This window comes from Cytophagia bacterium CHB2, from assembly GCA_030263535.1.
Classification (GTDB): Bacteria; Zhuqueibacterota; Zhuqueibacteria; order Zhuqueibacterales; family Zhuqueibacteraceae; genus Coneutiohabitans.
Genome location: SZPB01000102.1, coordinates 1 through 18,476 on the forward strand (window position 1 = coordinate 1; position 18,476 = coordinate 18,476).

General features: G+C 53.9%; 17 protein-coding genes. 7 read left to right on the forward strand and 10 right to left on the reverse strand.

The genetic code is table 11. The annotated features are described in order from the left end of the window. Positions 1 to 447 precede the first annotated feature (447 nt). Positions 448 to 930 carry a hypothetical protein gene (locus tag FBQ85_11860; protein MDL1875848.1) on the forward strand — a complete coding sequence of 161 codons (483 nt, stop codon included), beginning with the start codon at positions 448 to 450 and terminating at the stop codon, positions 928 to 930. 264 nt (positions 931 to 1,194) lie between these two features. Beyond that, positions 1,195 to 2,556, forward strand: a complete 1,362-nt coding sequence (locus tag FBQ85_11865; GenBank protein ID MDL1875849.1) for a cystathionine beta-synthase — start codon at positions 1,195 to 1,197, stop codon at positions 2,554 to 2,556. A gap of 188 nt (positions 2,557 to 2,744) precedes the next feature. Here the strand turns inward: FBQ85_11865 and FBQ85_11870 are convergent, their stop codons facing one another. Together FBQ85_11870 and FBQ85_11875 are read right to left on the reverse strand one after the other, a co-directional pair. Next, entirely contained in the window at positions 2,745 to 2,957 is a 213-nt protein-coding gene (locus FBQ85_11870; GenBank protein ID MDL1875850.1) for a hypothetical protein, read from the reverse strand. A 167-nt stretch (positions 2,958 to 3,124) separates the two neighbouring features. Next, complete coding sequence (locus FBQ85_11875) at positions 3,125 to 3,703, reverse strand: cytochrome c (protein MDL1875851.1); 579 nt, start codon at positions 3,701 to 3,703, stop codon at positions 3,125 to 3,127. A gap of 156 nt (positions 3,704 to 3,859) precedes the next feature. Here FBQ85_11875 and FBQ85_11880 point away from each other — a divergent pair, with 156 nt between their 5' ends. Then, positions 3,860 to 4,246: a hypothetical protein gene (locus FBQ85_11880; GenBank protein ID MDL1875852.1), complete on the forward strand. Its 387-nt coding sequence runs from the start codon at positions 3,860 to 3,862 to the stop codon at positions 4,244 to 4,246. A gap of 100 nt (positions 4,247 to 4,346) precedes the next feature. Here FBQ85_11880 and FBQ85_11885 read toward each other — a convergent pair whose 3' ends face one another. The 3 genes from FBQ85_11885 to FBQ85_11895 form a co-directional block, all read right to left on the reverse strand. Next, positions 4,347 to 5,093: a polysaccharide deacetylase family protein gene (locus FBQ85_11885; protein MDL1875853.1), complete on the reverse strand. Its 747-nt coding sequence runs from the start codon at positions 5,091 to 5,093 to the stop codon at positions 4,347 to 4,349. A 61-nt stretch (positions 5,094 to 5,154) separates the two neighbouring features. After that, positions 5,155 to 6,450 (reverse strand): radical SAM protein, encoded by a 1,296-nt coding sequence (locus FBQ85_11890; GenBank protein ID MDL1875854.1) that lies wholly within the window; start codon positions 6,448 to 6,450, stop codon positions 5,155 to 5,157. Between the two features lie 18 nt (positions 6,451 to 6,468). Beyond that, complete coding sequence (locus FBQ85_11895; protein MDL1875855.1) at positions 6,469 to 7,581, reverse strand: glycosyltransferase; 1,113 nt, start codon at positions 7,579 to 7,581, stop codon at positions 6,469 to 6,471. A gap of 572 nt (positions 7,582 to 8,153) precedes the next feature. Between FBQ85_11895 and larA the strand changes: the two genes are divergently transcribed. From larA to rlmD, 3 genes are all read left to right on the forward strand, one after another. Next, entirely contained in the window at positions 8,154 to 9,428 is a 1,275-nt protein-coding gene (larA, locus tag FBQ85_11900) for a nickel-dependent lactate racemase (protein MDL1875856.1), read from the forward strand. 128 nt (positions 9,429 to 9,556) lie between these two features. Continuing rightward, positions 9,557 to 10,753, forward strand: coding sequence for an aminopeptidase P family protein (locus tag FBQ85_11905; GenBank protein MDL1875857.1), 1,197 nt, complete (start codon positions 9,557 to 9,559; stop codon positions 10,751 to 10,753). Positions 10,754 to 10,789: 36 nt separating this feature from the next. Then, on the forward strand, positions 10,790 to 12,217 hold the full coding sequence (gene rlmD / locus FBQ85_11910; protein MDL1875858.1) for a 23S rRNA (uracil(1939)-C(5))-methyltransferase RlmD: 1,428 nt from the start codon (positions 10,790 to 10,792) through the stop codon (positions 12,215 to 12,217). Positions 12,218 to 12,425: 208 nt separating this feature from the next. Here the strand turns inward: rlmD and hisB are convergent, their stop codons facing one another. The 5 genes from hisB to hisZ all read right to left on the reverse strand — a co-directional run bounded on the left by hisB (position 12,426) and on the right by hisZ (position 16,737). Continuing rightward, complete coding sequence (gene hisB / locus FBQ85_11915) at positions 12,426 to 13,025, reverse strand: imidazoleglycerol-phosphate dehydratase HisB (protein MDL1875859.1); 600 nt, start codon at positions 13,023 to 13,025, stop codon at positions 12,426 to 12,428. A gap of 321 nt (positions 13,026 to 13,346) precedes the next feature. After that, positions 13,347 to 13,676, reverse strand: coding sequence for a DUF433 domain-containing protein (locus FBQ85_11920; protein ID MDL1875860.1), 330 nt, complete (start codon positions 13,674 to 13,676; stop codon positions 13,347 to 13,349). A gap of 33 nt (positions 13,677 to 13,709) precedes the next feature. Further along, the gene (gene hisD, locus FBQ85_11925) at positions 13,710 to 14,993 is read right to left on the reverse strand and encodes a histidinol dehydrogenase (GenBank protein ID MDL1875861.1); all 1,284 of its coding nucleotides are present in this window, start codon (positions 14,991 to 14,993) and stop codon (positions 13,710 to 13,712) included. Next, positions 14,974 to 15,639 carry an ATP phosphoribosyltransferase gene (locus tag FBQ85_11930; GenBank protein ID MDL1875862.1) on the reverse strand — a complete coding sequence of 222 codons (666 nt, stop codon included), beginning with the start codon at positions 15,637 to 15,639 and terminating at the stop codon, positions 14,974 to 14,976. The genes hisD and FBQ85_11930 overlap by 20 nt, the downstream gene beginning before the upstream one ends. 15 nt (positions 15,640 to 15,654) lie before the next feature. Further along, the gene (gene hisZ / locus FBQ85_11935) at positions 15,655 to 16,737 is read right to left on the reverse strand and encodes an ATP phosphoribosyltransferase regulatory subunit (protein ID MDL1875863.1); all 1,083 of its coding nucleotides are present in this window, start codon (positions 16,735 to 16,737) and stop codon (positions 15,655 to 15,657) included. 168 nt (positions 16,738 to 16,905) lie between these two features. Between hisZ and pabB the strand changes: the two genes are divergently transcribed. After that, positions 16,906 to 18,476: aminodeoxychorismate synthase component I (gene pabB, locus FBQ85_11940; protein ID MDL1875864.1), on the forward strand; the 1,571-nt coding region annotated here is incomplete at its 3' end.

Below are 18,476 nucleotides of genomic sequence, written 5' to 3' on the forward strand. Positions count from 1 at the left end.
ATGGCGAGTCAAAACGCTTGATCGAAATGGTGGAAGAGTGCCCATCGGACGATTTGCGCACATTGACGGTATTTAAAAAGTTGTATGATCGCGGCGTCGTGCAAGCCCAGCAAACGGCAACGCCCAACAAGAACGGCGAATCGACGCAGTGGCTCAAACGCCTGAACGACGCCGAAAGTGATCCTGCGCCGAGCATTGACAAACTGTTTAAGGTTATTCTGCAACCACCGGAAGAAGCGCCGCAGCCGCACGAACGCCGGCGCAACGACCGGCGCCAGCAAACCGGCCGCCGGCAATACGATCGGCGCCTCGGCTTGCTGCGCAAGCTCTATCTCGACAAAAGCGAGCTGCTCATGATTCGCGAAAAGCTGTTGCACTGAGCCGGCGCGTGCTCAACATTTTATTTTAGATGAAAGCATTTTTCATTTTGACGATACTTCAATCCCTATGCGCATCGGCGAAATCATAGTCCTGGGGCCAAACGCCAACGAGAAGCAGCGTTTTCTCGCTTCCATTGCCGACGACATTGCCATGACCTCGCCGGATTTCAGTTTTGGCCGCTTGACCATCAACAATCAACTTCAGCTCCATCTTTACGGCGTCACGCTGCAACCGGAGGCGAAAACCCTGGGATGGGATTTGGTTGGCAAGAAAATGCTCGGCTGCATCATCCTTTTCTCCTGGCAGGATTTGGCTTCGTTCGAACGGATCAAGCCGGTGGTCGATCAAATCTCCACACGCTATAACACCGCCGTGGTGGTGGCCGCGCATATGAACCATGAGCACTGGCCCGACGCGGAAATGTTTCGCAACGGCGGCGTCGCGTTGACGCCGGAAGGCAAATTCACGTTTTGCGATGTCGATGATCCCGACAGCGCGAAGCGTGTGTTATTGGCTCTGATTAATTTACTGATCGACAAGGTCGACTGACGCCTTCGTTTCACGAGCTTAAAAGGCCGCCGCAGGTTTTAACTGTGGCGGCCTTTTTTTATAGTCTGATTTTAATTATATTGCGCTCCGGCAGTTTATCGATTTCATCCGTGGCTTCATCTTTTGGTTGCAGCCATCGCCGTGCTCAATCAGACATTTTTTCCATTAGCCACTGATCATCACGGATGTGCGGGATTTACCAACCGCGGTTGAGACTGTTGCGTGTAAATAAAAAATCAGAGATCGAGATCTATGGAGCCTTCCTTGAAAGTTCTTAACAATATTACCGAGGCCATTGGACAAACGCCGCTGGTCCGGCTGCAACGTGTGACTTCCGGTATCAAGTGCAAAGTCTACGCAAAAATCGAATATCTCAATCCTGGCGGCAGCATCAACGACCGCACCGCATTGCGCATTCTCGCAAGCGCGGAAAAAGCCGGCAAGATCAAACCGGGCGGCACCATCGTCGAAGCCACCAGTGGCAATGCCGGCGGCGGCCTGGCGCTGCTGGCTGCGGCCAAAGGCTATCGCGCCATTTTCACGGTGCCTGACAAAATCAGCCAGGAAAAAGTGCGCATGCTCAAGGCCTATGGCGCAGAAGTGATCGTGTGCCCGACGGCCGTGCCGCCGGAATCTCCGGAAAGCCATTACGCCGTAGCGGAAAAAATTGCCAAGGAAACGCCCAGCGCCATTTTTGCCAATCATTACGCCAATCCCGAAAATCCCGAAACGCATTATCATACTACCGGCCCGGAGATTTGGGAACAAACCGAAGGCAAGATTAATGTGTTTGTGTGCGGCATCGGCACCGGCGGCACGATTTCCGGCGTGGCAAAGTTTCTCAAAGAGAAGAATGCGCAAATCAAAATTGTCGGCGTTGATCCCGTCGGCTCAGTTTTGCGCGAGTATTTTTATTCGCGTCAGCTCAACTCCGGCCAGCCCTATCTCGTGGAAGGCATTGGCAAAGACGCGATTCCTGCTACACTTAATTTTGATCACATCGATGAGATTCTGTCGACCGGCGATAAAGAATCATTTTTGATGGCGCGCCGCCTGGCGCGTGAAGAGGGATTGCTGGTGGGCGGCTCTTCCGGCAGCGCGACCGTGGCGGCGCTGCGCCTGGCGCACGACCTGCCCGCCGATCAAACCGTGGTGACGATTTTTCCGGATACCGGTTTGTACTACCTCTCGAAATTCTATTCCGACGAATGGATGAAGGAGAATCGGTTTCTCGACATCGACAAGGCGCTGGTGCATCATTTGTTGGATTCCAAAAGCCGCAATTTGCCGGCATTGCTGCACGTCGGGCCGGAACTCACCGTGCGCGAAGCCCTGCAGCTTATGGAAGAGCACAACGTCTCGCAAGTGCCCGTGATTGAGGCGGGCAAGAGCATCGGCAGTTTGGACGAAAGCGCGCTGCTCGGTCGCGTCTTGGAAGAAGCAAATTTAATGGAGGAAAAAGTGCGCGGAGTGATGGAGGCAAGCCTGCCGGTGGTGCATCACGATGATACGCTCGAACACGCGAAATACCTGCTGGCGCGGCGCTATCCCGCGATTCTGGTGCAGGAACAAGGCCAGTTTGTGGGGATTATTACGAAGTATGATTTGATTAATTTTATTGCGTGAGGCACCTAGCTTTGATGAACCCAAGTTTAAGAATTCTTCCGTTAGTCGCATTCGTCAGTTGAGAACATTACTTTTAAAACTTTTCTTTGAAGCTGATCAGGCCTGGCGATTTCTGCGTGCAAGAATCAAGGGCGCTCAATGAGATTCATACGGCAAACCCTGCATCAGAACCGCTTAGCCGTTCGACGCTAAATATCAACCCCCAAAACAATCGCGATCACATTCGCATCCAAATCCCGGTAATCGCCGATTCCCCTGCCGTAATCAAGCGATAAATCCAGCGGGAAAATGAGTTTTATCTTTTGGGGTGTCTTGAAGCCGAGGCCGTAAGTCAAACCATCGATTTTTGCTCCTGCAGCCACCTCTTCAAGATCAAAGCTATAACCCAGCCGGCCAAACAAATTTTGTGCCTTCGTCCCGGCCCTGCGGATGAGGTTTTTCTTCTTGGTTCCGGCATGTCTGGGTTGGGAACGGGCGGGGTCAACAATTTGCAGCAGGAGTGCAGGCGCGTTCGCGACTCTTGAGGGCGTCTACACTCCTCTAAAAGTAGCCGACGACCTTTTTACCCTTACTGCGCTGGCGGCGCACTCGGCGGCACCGGGAACGGCACCTGGTTCTTCACCGGCGGCACGGTGCGCAAATAGGCCCATACGGCTTTGAGATCGTCATCCGTCATTTGTGCGATACCCGGCCAGGGCATGGGCGGCAGAATGTCGCGGCCATTGGGTTGGCCTTGATGCTTGCCGGTACGCATGGACTGGATGAACGTATCTTCCGTCCACTCCGCAAGACCGGTTTCCTTGTCGGGTGTGAGATTCGCTGCAAAGCTGACGCCCCACGGCCCGGCCCATGCCGAAAGCATGGGATTCGTCAAGGCAATGGCGTTATTCTGCTGCAAATCTTCCGGTTTCCACGTGGGGTAGGGCGCGTCGGCGGGATGTCCTGAAAGCGCGAGTTCCATGTTAGGCTCCGGTAGGCCGCTTGGACTCATGACTTTCGGCGTATGGCAATCATGACAGCCGCCAATGGTCACCAGGTATTGGCCGCGTTCGACCGGGCTTTGCTCTACAGTTGCCGGTTTTTGCTCACAGCCGGTAAAAACAGCGAGACTACAACCCAGCATGAATACTACGGATACCTTACGCATCGTTTCCTCCTCAAATGGTTAATGAGAAACAACCGAACAAAGAGAAGAAATAGCTTTGCTGCAACCATGTGTGAAATCGGATTTGCAAGATACAATTTTTGCGCTATTTTCATAGCGAAACTAATCGCGATCCGTGCGTTATCAAGCCTGTAATCATTGCTTGAAAACGCCCACTTCTCATCTCGAGAAGCTGCGGCGTTCACGCGACAGTTCCCAACTGTCGTCTGTTTCAAAATAAGACGAGGCCGACAAACATCAAACAACTATTTTTGTGAAGTTGGCATGGAGCAACACGACATCAAAAAACTTCTGCTGCAACAAGGCGCGGAGCTGTTCGAGCGTTATGAGATTGCGTTTGCTTATTTGTTTGGTTCGGCGAACTCCGGCCACTTCAGGTCGCAGAGTGACATTGATATTGCCGCCCGCTTCAAGGCCGGGCATTCGTCGCACGATCTGCTTCGGTTGAGCGCGTTACTGGAATTGGCGCTAAAAAATTGCTCCGGCTCAAAGTCGATCTCGTCATTTTTACCAACCGCAACGTAAGTCATCGCGAAGCAAAAGCTAGAAAAAGCCCGCTTTTTGAACAAGCGCCAATCGAAAAAGACGAGATTTCTTCTGTTGGAATGCCGGCGCATGCGCGCCTTTAAGATCGATCATTTCCGGATTGCGCCATTATCGTGGCTGCGGTTTCTTCGCAAAAATGATTGGGCAAAGCGGAGAATTGATAACCTTGTTCCAGCAGGAGCGGAAGGCATGAGCGCAAGGCGATGCTCGTTTTTTCTGCGCACGAGTGCCCGTCATGCAGGACGATAATGCTGCCGCCGGCGCCATGACGCAGAATGCAATCGGCAATTTCCTGGGCGCTGCGCTCGGGCCGAAAATCCCACGGCAAGATTTGCCACAAAACGATTTGATGGTCGTGGGTGCGGGCGTAATGCGCCAAGGAAGGCCCGAATGCCCCGTAAGGCGGGCGGAACAAGCGCACGCTGGCGCCGGAAAGATCTTCCAGCAATTTGCGTGTGGACTCCAACTCGGCGGCGAAGATGCGCGCATTTTGCCAGCGCAGATTGGGATGATTCCAGGTATGATTGCCGATGCGATGGCGCGCCGCGATGCGTCTGACAAAGTCCGGGTTGCGCTGCGCCCGCTTGCCGATGAGAAAAAACGTCGCAGGAATATCGAAGTGATCAAGCACCTCCAGAATGAACGGCGTGCGCTCGGGATGCGGGCCGTCGTCGAAGGTGAGGTAAATCTGATTTGTCTGCATCGGCGCGCGGAACCACAGCCGCGGCATGAGTTTGATGAAAAGCTCGGGCATGCGCTCGAAGCGTTTGACAAAATATTGAGTCACGATGGGATGCGGAAGATTTTTTTTTTGAGGTGGATTCATACCATATAATAAAACCAAACGGCTTGTCCGGCGTAAGACCTCATCGAGGCATCGTCACGGATCAAACAAACAAGCCGATGCCTTGATTGCAATTTTTGCAGATATCTATACTGTCGCGTTGCGTCAGCATGCTCTGCCGGAATTGTTGGTAAGCGCCAGATTCCCACACCTGCGCAAAGCTGGCAGCGCGTAAATCACCGGTGGTGTGATGGCCGTTTTTATCGAAGCAGCAGGGCACGACGGTGCCGTCCCAATTCACCATGGTTGTTACCCAGGGACGAATGCACACGCCTTTGCCGTTTTTAGCCGTGAAATCGTTTTCCGTGAGATGATAGCGGCGATGGCGTTCCTCGCTCGGCAGCCATTCGCGCGCTTCTGCGAGCGTTTCGACTTGAATATTCTTTTTCAACAGGCGATCGACGCCAAGCTCTTTCGCAAGCCGCTCCATGGCCGGCAATTCGTGCTCATTGTGCTTCATCAACAAAAACTGCATGAAGAGATAAGGCGTTTTGCGATGCAAACGCCGTTTGGCGGCCGCCAAATTGCGAATGCCCTGCAACACTTTCTCCAATGAACCGCCCACGCGATAACGGCTGTAGGTTTCCTGGGTTGCGCCGTCAACCGAGATCACCATCGTGTCCAGGCCGCTGCGCACGGTGGCTTCAGCGGTAGCCGCATCAAAATAATGCGCATTCGTGCTGGTGGTGGTGTAAATGCCGCGGCGGTGGGCATACGCAATGAAATCCGTGAAGCTGCGATGGATGAACGGTTCGCCTTGATTGAAAAATACCACATACATCACGCGATCGCCCAACTCGTCGATCAAGCGCGTGAACGCGTCAAAACTCATGCGGCCGTTGGCGCGTTCCATCGTGCCGTTGCCGGTCACACACAGCGGGCAATGCAAATTGCAGATATTGGTCGGCTCGATGGTGAGTACCGGTGGCGCGCCCCAGACGAAGGTTCTTTTGAGAATGGCCGAAAGCGTGAATGAGGCAAGTATCTTTGCGGCATTCCATAACCGTTTCGGGGTGAAGGTTTTGATAAGCTGAAACAGGGCGACTTCTTTGCCGAAAGGAAGCTCCCACTTCCAGAGGTTCGGCTCGCGCGTGGCCACACGCGGAGCGGCGGAAGCATCTACGGCTTGGCCGGCGGAATGAAGAATTGGGAGGGTTGTCATTTTTCTATGAGCGATTAGCTTTTCAAAGTTAGAATAGAATTCTGAAGGTGTTTCGCCCACTGAAAAGGCTTTTTCTTTCTGTGGCCGTTCTGCTTCTGCGGGCGAAGTTTTTAAAGCTGCTCGAAGAGCTTCAATTTTCAGCTTGTCTGAAAATCGGTGTGGGCTTTTGAGAATCATCCTGTGCAAGGCTGTCAGCTAATCTTTCCAGCGAATCTTTCCAACAAAGGCGAATGCGCCGACGAACGTGTGAATGATAACATACATGAACTCCCATCCTATTAGAAAAATCCAGCGCGGCTGCCAGGAGAGCCGCGTGGCTGTGTGGTGTAGGATCCAAAAATCAGCCACCGTTTTGGCGGCCAAAAGCAGGAGCCCTTTCATTCCCAACCAAAACGGCGCAAGCCAGATTACGGCATTAGAGAGATGGAAAATGAGATACCCGAGTTGAACGCCGGTCGCATATTTTCTTGAGGCGGATATGTGGCGGCGTTTCTGCCGCAGCCAGGCGCGAATGCTTTCCGGACCGCCCAAACTCACGACATGCGCGGAGGCATTTAGCGCAAATTCGACCTTGCCAAGAGGCGCAATCCGCTGCAGCAACAGATCATCATCGCCAGAAATCTCATTCGCAAAGCCGGCAAAGCCTCCGGCGTTTTCGAAAGCAGATTTGCGATAGGCAAAATTTCTTCCCGTGGTTAAGAACGGCTTGCGCCGGCCTGCGCCGGCCAGACTCAACGCCGCTACCGCTAGGGTGTCGATTGACAAAATATTTGACAGATGCTCGCGTCGGCATATAACTGGTGAAAATCCAATCACGGCAACACAATCAGAATGAAATGATGAAACGATTTGGCGAACCCATTTTGAACCAGGCCTGCAATCGGCATCTGTTACCAAAATGAGTTCATGCTGTGCCGCCTGAATTCCTGCTGCCAACGCAAATTTTTTCGGACTGTATCGCGGTGAAACATTTTCGATGCGCAAATGCTCAAATGTATGCTGCCGGCGCAGCTCTTTTAGAACGATGGCCGTGTCGTCCGAGCTGCGATCATCAACAACGATGATTTGTAACAAATCCTTTGGGTAACAAATGTCAGTCAGGCAGGGAATTAATTCTGCCAAATGTGCTGCTTCATTGTGTGCGGCTACAATGATTGAAACTGCTGGCAGCACTTTCTGATCTGAATCATCATGCTTCCGCCGATATCGCCGCAGGCCGGCAAACACAAATACGATGAAAATAAAATAGATGAGGCATGCTAGATAAAATGCGTTCAAAGTGGCGGCAAAGTATCGAACACCGTGCAGAAAGGCAAGCGAATTTTGCCGGTTTCTGGCTCTTCAAATGGCATTTCGTGCCGGTAGACTTTGAAGCTTTATAAAATAAAAAGGGACTTGGCGCGCGAAACCAAGTCCCTTCTCTTTGGGGTAGGTGTCCTTAAAAACAAGTTTTTAAGGATGGAAGTATAATGGATGATGGGGTAGCCTTTGTTGGATTGATCATCTGATCAATCGCCCCATCGCCGTTTCCAAAGTAGTAATCGTCCTAGAAGTGTGCGGCGAGGCGCTCTACAACGTGAAGATTGCTGATTAATTCTGTACATCAATCTTCGCTAATCTCTTTAGCTAACATTGTGCCAAAAGCCACGCAAAAACTGCCTCACGCTAACTCAAGAATTTTGAATGAAGTTAAACAAAAGAGCCGGGAAGCAAATATATTGCAGAAAATTCAAAAAAATGTCTCAACTCAAAACAGTTGGTCTGGCAGTGTATTACAAGAGAACATTTTCTGCCGCCCAAACAAGTTGACATTGTAAGCAAAATCTAATAACTTCGACGGCTCATGAATTGCGCAATGCTGCAAATCACTCTGATTTTATATGAAGCTCAATTTAAAATACGGCCGCGGCATGGTGCAGGCGGATTTTCGCGCGCCGCGCCGGTTTGCTGAATTAAAGCCGAAATTTATTGCAACTCTGCAAAAGCCGGAAAACCTGGTCTCGCAAGCGCTCGCGCATCCCATCGGGTGCCATGATTTCGATTATGTCTTCCGTAGCGCGAGCAGTGTCTTAATCGTCGTTCCGGATGAGGCGCAGCGTGTGGGCGGCGGGGTCTTCTTGCCGATCGTGCTCGAGCGTTTGTACCGTCTTGGGCTTTCGTCACGCGATATAACGATTCTGGTGGCCGGAGTGTGGGGTGCGCGGCGCAACGGCATTCCGCAGTTGCTCGGCGCCCGCAGCTCCGGGCATGGCCATCCGCGCATCGTTTATCATGACGCGCGTGACGCCAAAAGCATGGAGTACATCGGCCGCACGCGGCGCAACACCCCGATTTTCGTGAATCGTCTGCTGCTCGATTTTGACCGTGTCTTGGTGTGCGGCGGCGTGAATCATCATCCCTTTGCCGGTTATGACGGCGGCCCAAGCCTGGTTGTGCCGGATTGCGCCGGCGCCGAGACGATCACGCGGCTCTCGGCGCTCACACTCGATCCTTTCTCTCCGCGCTTGCACCCGCATTGCCGCGGCGGCGTGATCGAGGGCAACCCCTTGCAGGAAGATATGCGGGAGGCCTTTCGCTTTTTAACCATCGATTTTTTGTTGCACACGATTTTAAACGACTGCAATCAAGTCATTGGCGCGGTCGGCGGCGAGCCGTTGCAGGCTTATGCGGCGTGCTGCCACCGCATTGATGATATTTATCGCGTGCCAGTCGCGCAGCTTGCCGATTTGGTGCTGGTAAGCGGCGGCGGTTATCCCCACGATCGCGATTATGATACCGCGCATCGCGCGTTGCATCATGCCATACAAGCCGTGCGACCGGGCGGCGTGGTGATCTTGGCCGCGCAATGCCTGGAAGGCGCCGGCGCGGCGCAATTGGCAACCTGGCTGAACGAGAAAGACTTGTCACGTCTGCACGAACAATTGCAGCGGCAATATCACCCGGCGGGCGCGTTGGCAATGTCGACGCGGCAAAAAGCCGGGCATGCGCGCATCATTTTCATCAGCAATCTCGATTCCGCATTGGTAACTGCTTTAGGGTTTCATTCTGCGCCTACTTTATCCGAAGCACTACAGCTTGCGTATGCCTGGCTGCCGAATATCGATAACTGCTACCTTCTGCCGAACGGATCGAATACGATCCCATTTTTAGTCTAAGCACATGAATAGTCTTCGGAATATGGCCGCGTTTGCCGGTATATTCTCTTTTGGTTCCTTTGGCCGGCGGAGATGCGGGCATGCTCTGTTTCGCCTGTAATTGCCGTATCACGTAAGGAGAATGAGGCTTGTTACAACATTCCGGCTTTTTGCTCGATATTGACGCCGTACAAGAGGCGTTGCGGCGCGAGGGATTGGCAGGCTGGTTGATTTATGATTTTCACGGCATCAATGCGGTGGCGCGCGCGCTGTTTTCGTTGGGCGATTATCACATCACGCGGCGCTGGTTTTATTTTATCCCGGCAAGCGGCGAGCCGACTTTGCTGGCGCATGCCATCGAAAAAACAAGTTACCCGGCCTTGCCCGGACGCATGCTGTTGTATGCCGGTTTGCAGCAAATGCAAGAACGTTTGCGCGAAGTGCTGCCCACCGCCGGGCAGATCGCAATGGAATATTCGCCGATGAACGACGTGCCGACCGTGTCCTATGTCGATGCCGGGATGATTGAGTTGTTGCGCTCGCTCGGCGTTGACCTCGTAACCTCCGCCAATCTCGTGCAAGAGTTTCAGGCGAAGTGGAGCGCCGAGCAGTTGCGCAGCCATATTGCCGCCGCGCAAGTCGTGCATGAAGCGCAACGTGAGGCATTTCAAATGATCGAAACGGCCCTGCAAGCGCGCACGCCGATTAACGAGTACGACGTCCAGCAATTCATTTTACAGCGCTTTGCCGCGGCAAATTGCATCACAGATTCGGCGCCGATTGTGGCGGTGAATGCCAATGCCAGCAATCCGCATTACGCGCCGACGGCGAGCGTGTACAGCCCGATTCGCCCGGGTGATGTCATTCTCATCGATCTTTGGGCCAAACAGAAAACGCCGCGCGCCGTGTTTGCGGATATTACCTGGATGGGCTTTGCCGGGGCCGAACCGCCGGAGCGTGTGCAGCATGTGTTTGACACGGTTCGGGAGGCGCGAGATCGCGGCGTCGACTTCTTACGCCAAAATTGGCAGGCCGGAAAGCCAGTAAAGGGATATGAAGTTGATCAAATCGTGCGCCAATACATCACCGAAGCGAGCTTCGGCGATTACTTTGTTCACCGCACCGGCCACAGCCTGGGCGCCGAAGTGCACGCCAATGGTGTGAACATCGACAGCTACGAAACCCGCGATTCACGCGCAATCATACCCGGAGTGGCATTCTCGATTGAACCGGGCGTCTATTTGCCGGAATTCGGTGTGCGCAGTGAGATCAATGTTTACCTGGGCGATAACGGCCCGGAGATTCACACCGAGCCGCAGCGGGAATTGGTGACGTTGCAAGTTTGAGATCGGATTTTGATTTTAGTATACCTTTGGAATCGCATGGACAACACCCTTAAAAAAGGCAGCGAGATCGAGCTGGAAGTCGAAGGCCTCGCCTTTGGCGCAAAAGGCCTGGCGCGATTGAACGGCTATATTGTGTTTGTGCCGCAAAGCTTGCCGGGCCAGCGCGTGCGCGCACAAATTACCAAAAAGAAAAAAGCCTTTGCCGAGGCCAAACCGTTGGCGGTACTGCGCCAGTCCGAAAGCTACGTTGAGCCGCGCTGCCAGCATTTCGGCGAGTGCGGCGGATGCTTGCTGCAGAATTTGCGCTATGACGTGCAGCTCGCCTACAAGCAGCGCCAGGTGGTGGAAACCATCGAACACCTCGCCGGCATCGCGCGGCCGAATGTGGCGGCGGTGATCGGATCACCGCAGGAATATTTTTACCGCAACAAAATGGAGTTTTCGTTTTCGCGCCAGCGCTGGCTCACGCGCGCTGAAATCGAAAGCAATCAGATTTCCGGTGAACGCGACTTTGCGCTGGGCTTGCATTCGACCAATCATTACGACAAGACGCTGGCGCTGGAGCAGTGCTGGCTGCTCTCCGAGCGCAGCAATCGCGTGTTGCAAGTCGTGCGCGAGGCCGTGAAGCCGCATGCGCTGCTGCCGTATACCACGCAGGATCACACCGGTTTCTGGCGTTTTCTCGTCATGCGCGAGGGCAAGCGCACCGGGGACTTCATGATCAATTTTGTTACAACCGATCCGCCCGGCGGCCGCGAAGCCGTGGCCGATTTGAGCCGCAAGCTCACGGCTGAGTTTCCAGAGATTACCTCCATCGTGCACAATCTCAATCGTTCCAAAGCGCAAGTCGCAATTGGCGAAGAAGAGCTGGTGTTGCACGGGCCGGGCTATTTGCGCGACCGCATCGGCGAATTCGATTTTCAGATTTCGGCAAATTCATTTTTTCAAACCAACACGGAAGGCGCTGAAATTCTGTACGGCCTGGCGCGCGACTTTGCCGGCCTCACGGGAAACGAAACGGTTTACGATTTGTACAGCGGCGCCGGCACCATTTCGATTTTTGTGTCGCCACTGGCCAAGCAGGTCGTCGGGTTCGAAATCGTGCCGCAAGCGATTTACGACGCCGGCGTCAATTGCCGCATCAACGACATCACCAACTGCCATTTTATTTTGGGTGATTTGAAGGACGAGCTGGCGCAGGTGCCGGTATTGATCCGGCGCTGGGGCAATCCCGATGTGGTGATCGTCGATCCGCCGCGTGCCGGCATGCACCCGAAAGTGATCCAGAAACTGCTGGAGCTTGCGCCGCAGCGCATCGTCTATGTTTCGTGCAATCCCGCAACGTTTGCGCGCGACATCAAGGACATTTGCAGCCGCCAGTATCATTTGGAAAAAGTGCAGCCCGTGGATATGTTTCCACACACGGCGCATTGTGAGGTAGTGGGGTTGTTAACTCGTGATTAGCTGACGAGCTGGAAGGACGACAAAGCCTCGCGCAGCACTGCTGTACGAGGCTTTGTTGTTTAGTGTCTGTCCGAAAATGTTCCAACCTCGGCTGAGCCGAGGTTTCCATAACTTCGAGCACCTTGAAAACTCTGAGGTTTTTAAGGCAACGGCCAAGCCTTTGCAGGAACACATTTATTGAAAGGCTGCGATTTCGGACGGACACTGTTTATAGCGATGACACTAACACCCCCTTGCTCGAAGGAATACCCGTCTGGCGCGGATCGATCGCAGCCGCCTCGCGCAAGGCGCGCGCCAATGATTTAAAAATAACTTCGATTTGATGATGCGTATTCCGCCCCGCGAGCAGCGTGACGTGCATTGTGGCTTTGGCGTTGTTGACAAAAGCGTACAGAAAATCTTCCACCAGTTCCGCCGGGAAATCGCCAACCTGCGCGCTGCTGAAGTTGGCTTCGAGATGCAGATAGCCGCGCCCGCTCAAATCCACTACCGTGCGGGCCAGTGCCTCATCGAGCGGAACATGGCTCGTCGCAATGCGCACGAGGCCTTGGCGATCGCCAAGCGCTTGCAGAAATGCGGCTCCGAGCACGATTCCGGTATCTTCCACGGTATGATGCGCATCGACATGCAGATCACCGTTTGCTTTCACTTTCAAATCAAACAAACCGTGAACGGCCAGTAGCGTCAACATGTGATCGAAGAATCCGATGCCGGTGCTGATGTCATGCTGGCCGCTGCCATCGAGGTTTAATTCGACAGTGATTTCAGTTTCACCGGTTTTGCGGGAGAGGGTGGCGTGTCTGGGCATGGGGTGAGAAGAGTCCGTACGTGAGTTTTTTGTTTACCACGGCTGCTTTTTCTTAACCACGGATAAACACGGATTTTCACGGATTTTTTCTACCTGAATTTTGCACAACGATTGACCGAATCCGCGATGCGAGCGGGTTTGATCAAATTGTGAAATCGAATATCTCAGCTATCGCAAAAATCCGGAATTTTGATCATGTTCGAATGGCCAAACGGCTGCGGCAATTCAATCAAAAAATTTCTGAAATCCGTGCAGATCCGTGTAAATCAGTGGCTAAAAGTCTTTTCTGAAAAGTGCTCGGCAGTGAATCCGAACATTGTTTCAAGCCACCTCATTTTCACGAATTTGTGACTCGATTTCTTCACGGTGTGCGCGATAATATGCCCAGGCGTTTGTCAAATCTTCAGCGCGCAAAGCTGGATAGCTACGCAGCAATTCGGCCTCGCTTGCCCCAAGACGCTTTGCCTGTACCAGAATCCAGACCGGAATACGCGTGCGCACGATGCACGGTTCACCTCCGGCTACATCGAGATTGCTTTCAATCCCGGGAAAAGCATCTCCGAGATCACGCGCAATCCATTGCAAGACTTGTGCTTTTTCACCGCGCGTCATCGCGGAAATGAGTTTTTCTGCTTCTTGTAAAGTATTCATGCCCGCACCTCCAATTAAGGTTCAAAATCAGTTCTAGTCTTTTTTTGCCCGCACTGCCTCTGCGTGGTTCGGCAGCCCCTCAATCTCCGCCAACGTTTCAACATGTTTGTGCTCGCGCTCGAACGCCGCGCGGCTGTACTCCACCACGCTCACGTGTTTGCAAAAATCTCTTACGCCCAGCGGGGAGCTGAAGCGGCCGCTGCGGCCGGTGGGCAGCGTATGATTCGTGCCCGCAATGTAGTCGCCCATCGGCACGGGCGAATAAGGCCCGAGAAAAACTGCGGCAGCATTGGTGATTCTTTCCGCCACCAACCGCGGCGAGGCGGTGATGATCTCGAGATGTTCGGGCGCGATTTCATTGATTGCGGCAATGCCTTCTTCAAGCGAGCGCACAACAAAAGCCGCGGCATAGCGCTGCACGGATTCTTGCACGATGGCCGCGCGCGCGACTTGCGAGGCCAGCTCATTGACTCGCGCGGCAACACGCTGGGCGAGAGTCGCGTCCGTTGTCACCAGCACGGCCTTGGCCTCGACATCATGCTCGAGTTGGGAGATGAGATCACGCGCCACCCACTCGGCGTTAGCCGTTTCGTCCGCGAGAATCGCGATCTCGCTCGGTCCGGCAATGCTGTCGATGTCAACCATGCCGAATACTTGCCGTTTTGCGGCGGCGACATAGCTGTTGCCCGGCCCGACGATTTTATCGACGCGCGGGATCGCGGCGGTGCCGAACGCGAGCGCGGCAATGGCCTGAGCACCGCCGATTTGATAAATTTCATGCACGCCCGCCAACTCGGCGGCGGCCAATAAATGCGGATCAATACCGCCGGGCCGCGGCGGCGTGACCATGACAATGCGTTGCACGCCCGCGAGTCGCGCCGGAATGGCGAGCATGAGCACGCTCGAGGGATAAAGCGCGCGACCGCCGGGAACATAAATACCAACCGCAGCCAGCGGCACGACCCGTTGCCCAAGACGCACGCCTTCACGCTCGAACTCCCAGTTTGCCTCAACCTGGCGTTGATGAAAGCTTGTGATATTCTGACTCGCAACCGCCAGCGCCTCGAGAAATGCCTCACTCACCTGTTGACGCGCTACTGGCAAGGCGCCGGCCGGCACGCGCAATTCGTGTGCTTGCAAATCGATATGATCGAATTGTCGGGTATAAGCCAGCAGCGCCTCATCGCCACGTTCGCGCACCGCGGCAATGATCTCACGCACTGCCGCTTCGATTTTATCATCAGCGGAAAAATCATAGGTAAAAAGCTGCAACAGCTCCTGCCAATGTTGCGGCTGTTCAGCTTGCAGAGTTTTCATGCACCGCCTTTCGCAAACGCGCAATCAGTTCGTTGATTTGCGCGAGCTTGAGTTTGTGGCTTGCCTTGTTCACGATCAAACGCCCGGTGCTTTCGCCGATGATCTCGTGTATTGCCAAACCGTTTTGCCGCAGCGTTTCGCCGGTTTCCACGAGATCGACGATGCGATCGGCCAGTCCCACCAATGCCGCCAGCTCCACCGAGCCATCGAGCTTGATGATCTCAACCTGAGCGCCGCGGCTGGCAAAATAACCGCGCGTCAGACGCGGATACTTCGTCGCCACGCGCAATTGCGATTGCAAAATGTAGCCTTTGCCCGCGTCTTCCGGACGACCCGCGACGGCAATGCGGCAATGCCCGATTTTCAAATTCAGCGGGGCATCGACTTCCGCGCCACTTTCGAGCAATACGTCGAGTCCCGCAATGCCGGCGTCGGCAATGCCGTATTCGACATACGTCGGCACGTCGCTATTTTTGACGAGCAGGAAGCGAAAAGATTCCTGTGTATCAGATTCGAAACGCAAGCGCCGCGAGTTGAACAACCCGGCATCGCGCACGAGGCCGGCGCGTTGCAAGAGCTTGATTGCCGGCTCGAAAAGCTTGCCTTTCGAAAGCGCCAGCGTGATTTCAGATTGGGGATTTCGCATTGCGGATTGCGGTGCTCAGGCCGCTGTTTGTGACACGGCTTCGACCAGCCGGTCAACGTCGAATGAAAATCCGACTGCCGGACAATCGAACCCGAACTGTGAAACGAGATGATCGTAGCGTCCGCCCGAGCCGGCGTCATAGCCGAGGCCGTGAACATAAGCTTTGATCATGACGCCGCTGTAATAACCCATGCCCTGCACCTCGCCGAGATCGATGACGAGGTTCTCCGCCAATCCGGCATGTTCGAGACGATCATAAATTTGATTTAAATGTTGGATTGCGGTTGCGGCTTGCGCATTGGGCGCGGATGCCGCTGCCTGCGCGAGCGTTTCGCGACCGCCGTGCAAGTCAACGAGATGCGTCAATGCGGTAATCGTGGCCGCCGGTAAGTTCGTCTTCTGCAGAAAATCGTGCAGCGTGTCGACATCTTTGTGGCCGAGCAGGCGCTTGATCTCTTCGAGTTGTTTATCATCGAGGCCGGTTTGATTGATCAGGCTGTCAAAATAAGCCATCGTTCCCAAATTGATTTGAAAACCGCGCAATTGCAGGCTGCGCAAAATCCGGATGATCAATGTGAGCGCCTCGACTTCGCCTTCGATGCCCGGCTCGCCCAGCAGCTCGAAACCCACTTGCCAGGATTCGCGGCTGCGGCCGGCGTGCAATTCCTCGAAACGAAAAACTTTGCCGGAGTAAGACAGCCGCAACGGAAACGTGAGCGCGGCATGCTTGGTCGCAACGATGCGCGCCACTTGCGCGGTGAAATCCGAGCGCAAGGCCACGAGATTGCCTTCGCGATCGAGGAAGCGGTAGATTTTATCCTGCAAGCCGTTCTTGCCCGCGGCGGCAAACACGTCCCAATGCTCGAACGTGGGCGTGATGATCTCGCGATAACCGTGTTGCCGCAGCGTTGCCGTGATCTCACGCTCGACGCTGCGCCGGGCTTGCGCCTCGTCGAAGAGATAATCTTTGATGCCCGCCGGGAGCTGGCGGAGGTGATTCAGTCTCATCTCTTGTTGATCGAATATATGCCGAAAAGTGATGTCATAAACAAAGTCGTTAGTGGTCCGATCCGCCACGGCTTTGCCGTGGCATGGCATACCGCCGGATAGTCGCCGTCAAACAAAAGCCACGGCCAAGCCGTGGCGGAACTGTTGTCGATTCAGAGTAAAAATAGCGCAGCATTACCGAAATATCAAGCAAAACTCCTGTTGCATGTTTTCAGTGCATATGATAAGATAGCATCAAATGACCCAAGTTGAATCAACATGATGCCGACCCTTTTGAAACCTACTGACATTTTGGATGCCATGGCCAAGAATGGCGTATTCCCTCCCGCCTTCATTCACTGGCTCGCCAATCAACCCAATGCGCTTTTTCTCGAAACCACCCGATGCGATGACGATAACTTTCGCAGTTATCTTTTCCTCGATTCGGCTGCCGTTATCCAATGTCACAATCTCAATCAAGTCGAAGCCTGCCACGCTGAGATCGATCATGCGCTAAAGCAGGGTTATTATGCCGCGGGATTTTTGGCATACGAAGCCGGTTATGCGTTTGAGCAGAGATTGCATTTTCCCGTCGCGACAACGTTCCCGCTGTTGTGGTTTGGGATTTATGAGTCGCCCATCATTTACAATCATCGTTTGCAGGCTTTTGAAAACGGCGGGCGGAAGATCGCGCATATCTTGAAGCAAATCCCCGTGCAGCAAAGCAGGGTCTCGCCCAGGGAGATTCCCGATGTTTTTTTCAATCTCTCCGAAAAAGAATATCACGACGCGATCACGCGCATCAAAGAGTACATTGCGGCAGGCGATACGTATCAAGTCAACTTCACCTTCAAATTAAAATTTGACTGGCCGCATTCGCCGGCGCATTTGTACTGCCGTTTGCGCGGCAATCAGCGCGTGAGTTATGCTGCTCTTCTCTCGCTGGCGGATCATGCGATTCTCTCACTCTCTCCCGAGCTTTTTTTTCGAGTCGATGAAAATCGTATCACGCTCAAACCCATGAAGGGCACGACGAAGCGCGGCCGCACGCTGGATGAGGATGAACATCAGCAAAAGTGGCTAAAAAATTCCGCCAAAAATCGTGCGGAAAATCTGATGATCGTCGATTTACTGCGCAATGACGTGGGCCGCGTCGCGCAAACCAGTTCTGTAACCGTGCCGCGTTTTTTCGAAATCGAGCGCTATGAAACCGTGCAGCAGGCCACTTCGACGATCACGGCGGAGTTGAAGCATGAAATCACTGTGTTGGAGCTGATGCGCTGCTTGTTCCCCAGTGGCTCGATCACGGGCGCGCCCAAGATTCGCACGATGCAAATCATTCATGAACTGGAAAAAGAGCCGCGCGGCATTTACACCGGCAGCCTCGGGTTTTTCTCGCCGCAACGCCGCGCCGTGTTCAATGTCGCGATTCGAACCGTGAAGTTGGACAAGAGAACCGGCGCCGGTGAGATGGGCATTGGCAGCGGCGTGGTGTGGGATTCGGACAGCAACGCCGAATATCACGAATGCCTGTTGAAAGCGCGCTTTTTGACGGAGAATGCCGGGGAATTCCAACTCATCGAAACGATGCGCTGGGAGCGCGGCGAAGGCTGGTTTCTGCTGCATGAGCATCTGCAACGCTTGGAAAATTCAGCGAAATATTTTGATTTTCATTTTGATCGTGAAGCGATTCTGCGCCATCTCGGCGAGTATGCGGCGAGGCTAAACGAAGAACCGGCAAGTTATCGTGTGCGACTCACGTTGGATCGCGAAGGCGGGATCAGCATCGCGCATGCGCCAATGGCAACACTAAGCGAGCCTGTTCGCGTGAGGCTTGCCAACCTGCGTAC

Coding starts and splice junctions, on each gene's coding strand:
- FBQ85_11860 (MDL1875848.1), top strand. CDS start 448: ATGCGCATCGGCGAAATCATAGTCCTGGGGCCAAACGCCAACGAGAAG.
- FBQ85_11875 (MDL1875851.1), bottom strand. CDS start 3,703: ATGCGTAAGGTATCCGTAGTATTCATGCTGGGTTGTAGTCTCGCTGTT.
- FBQ85_11885 (MDL1875853.1), bottom strand. CDS start 5,093: ATGAATCCACCTCAAAAAAAAAATCTTCCGCATCCCATCGTGACTCAA.
- FBQ85_11890 (MDL1875854.1), bottom strand. CDS start 6,450: ATGATTCTCAAAAGCCCACACCGATTTTCAGACAAGCTGAAAATTGAA.
- larA (MDL1875856.1), top strand. CDS start 8,154: ATGAAGCTCAATTTAAAATACGGCCGCGGCATGGTGCAGGCGGATTTT.
- rlmD (MDL1875858.1), top strand. CDS start 10,790: ATGGACAACACCCTTAAAAAAGGCAGCGAGATCGAGCTGGAAGTCGAA.
- hisB (MDL1875859.1), bottom strand. CDS start 13,025: ATGCCCAGACACGCCACCCTCTCCCGCAAAACCGGTGAAACTGAAATC.
- FBQ85_11920 (MDL1875860.1), bottom strand. CDS start 13,676: ATGAATACTTTACAAGAAGCAGAAAAACTCATTTCCGCGATGACGCGC.
- hisD (MDL1875861.1), bottom strand. CDS start 14,993: ATGAAAACTCTGCAAGCTGAACAGCCGCAACATTGGCAGGAGCTGTTG.
- FBQ85_11930 (MDL1875862.1), bottom strand. CDS start 15,639: ATGCGAAATCCCCAATCTGAAATCACGCTGGCGCTTTCGAAAGGCAAG.
- hisZ (MDL1875863.1), bottom strand. CDS start 16,737: ATGCCATGCCACGGCAAAGCCGTGGCGGATCGGACCACTAACGACTTT.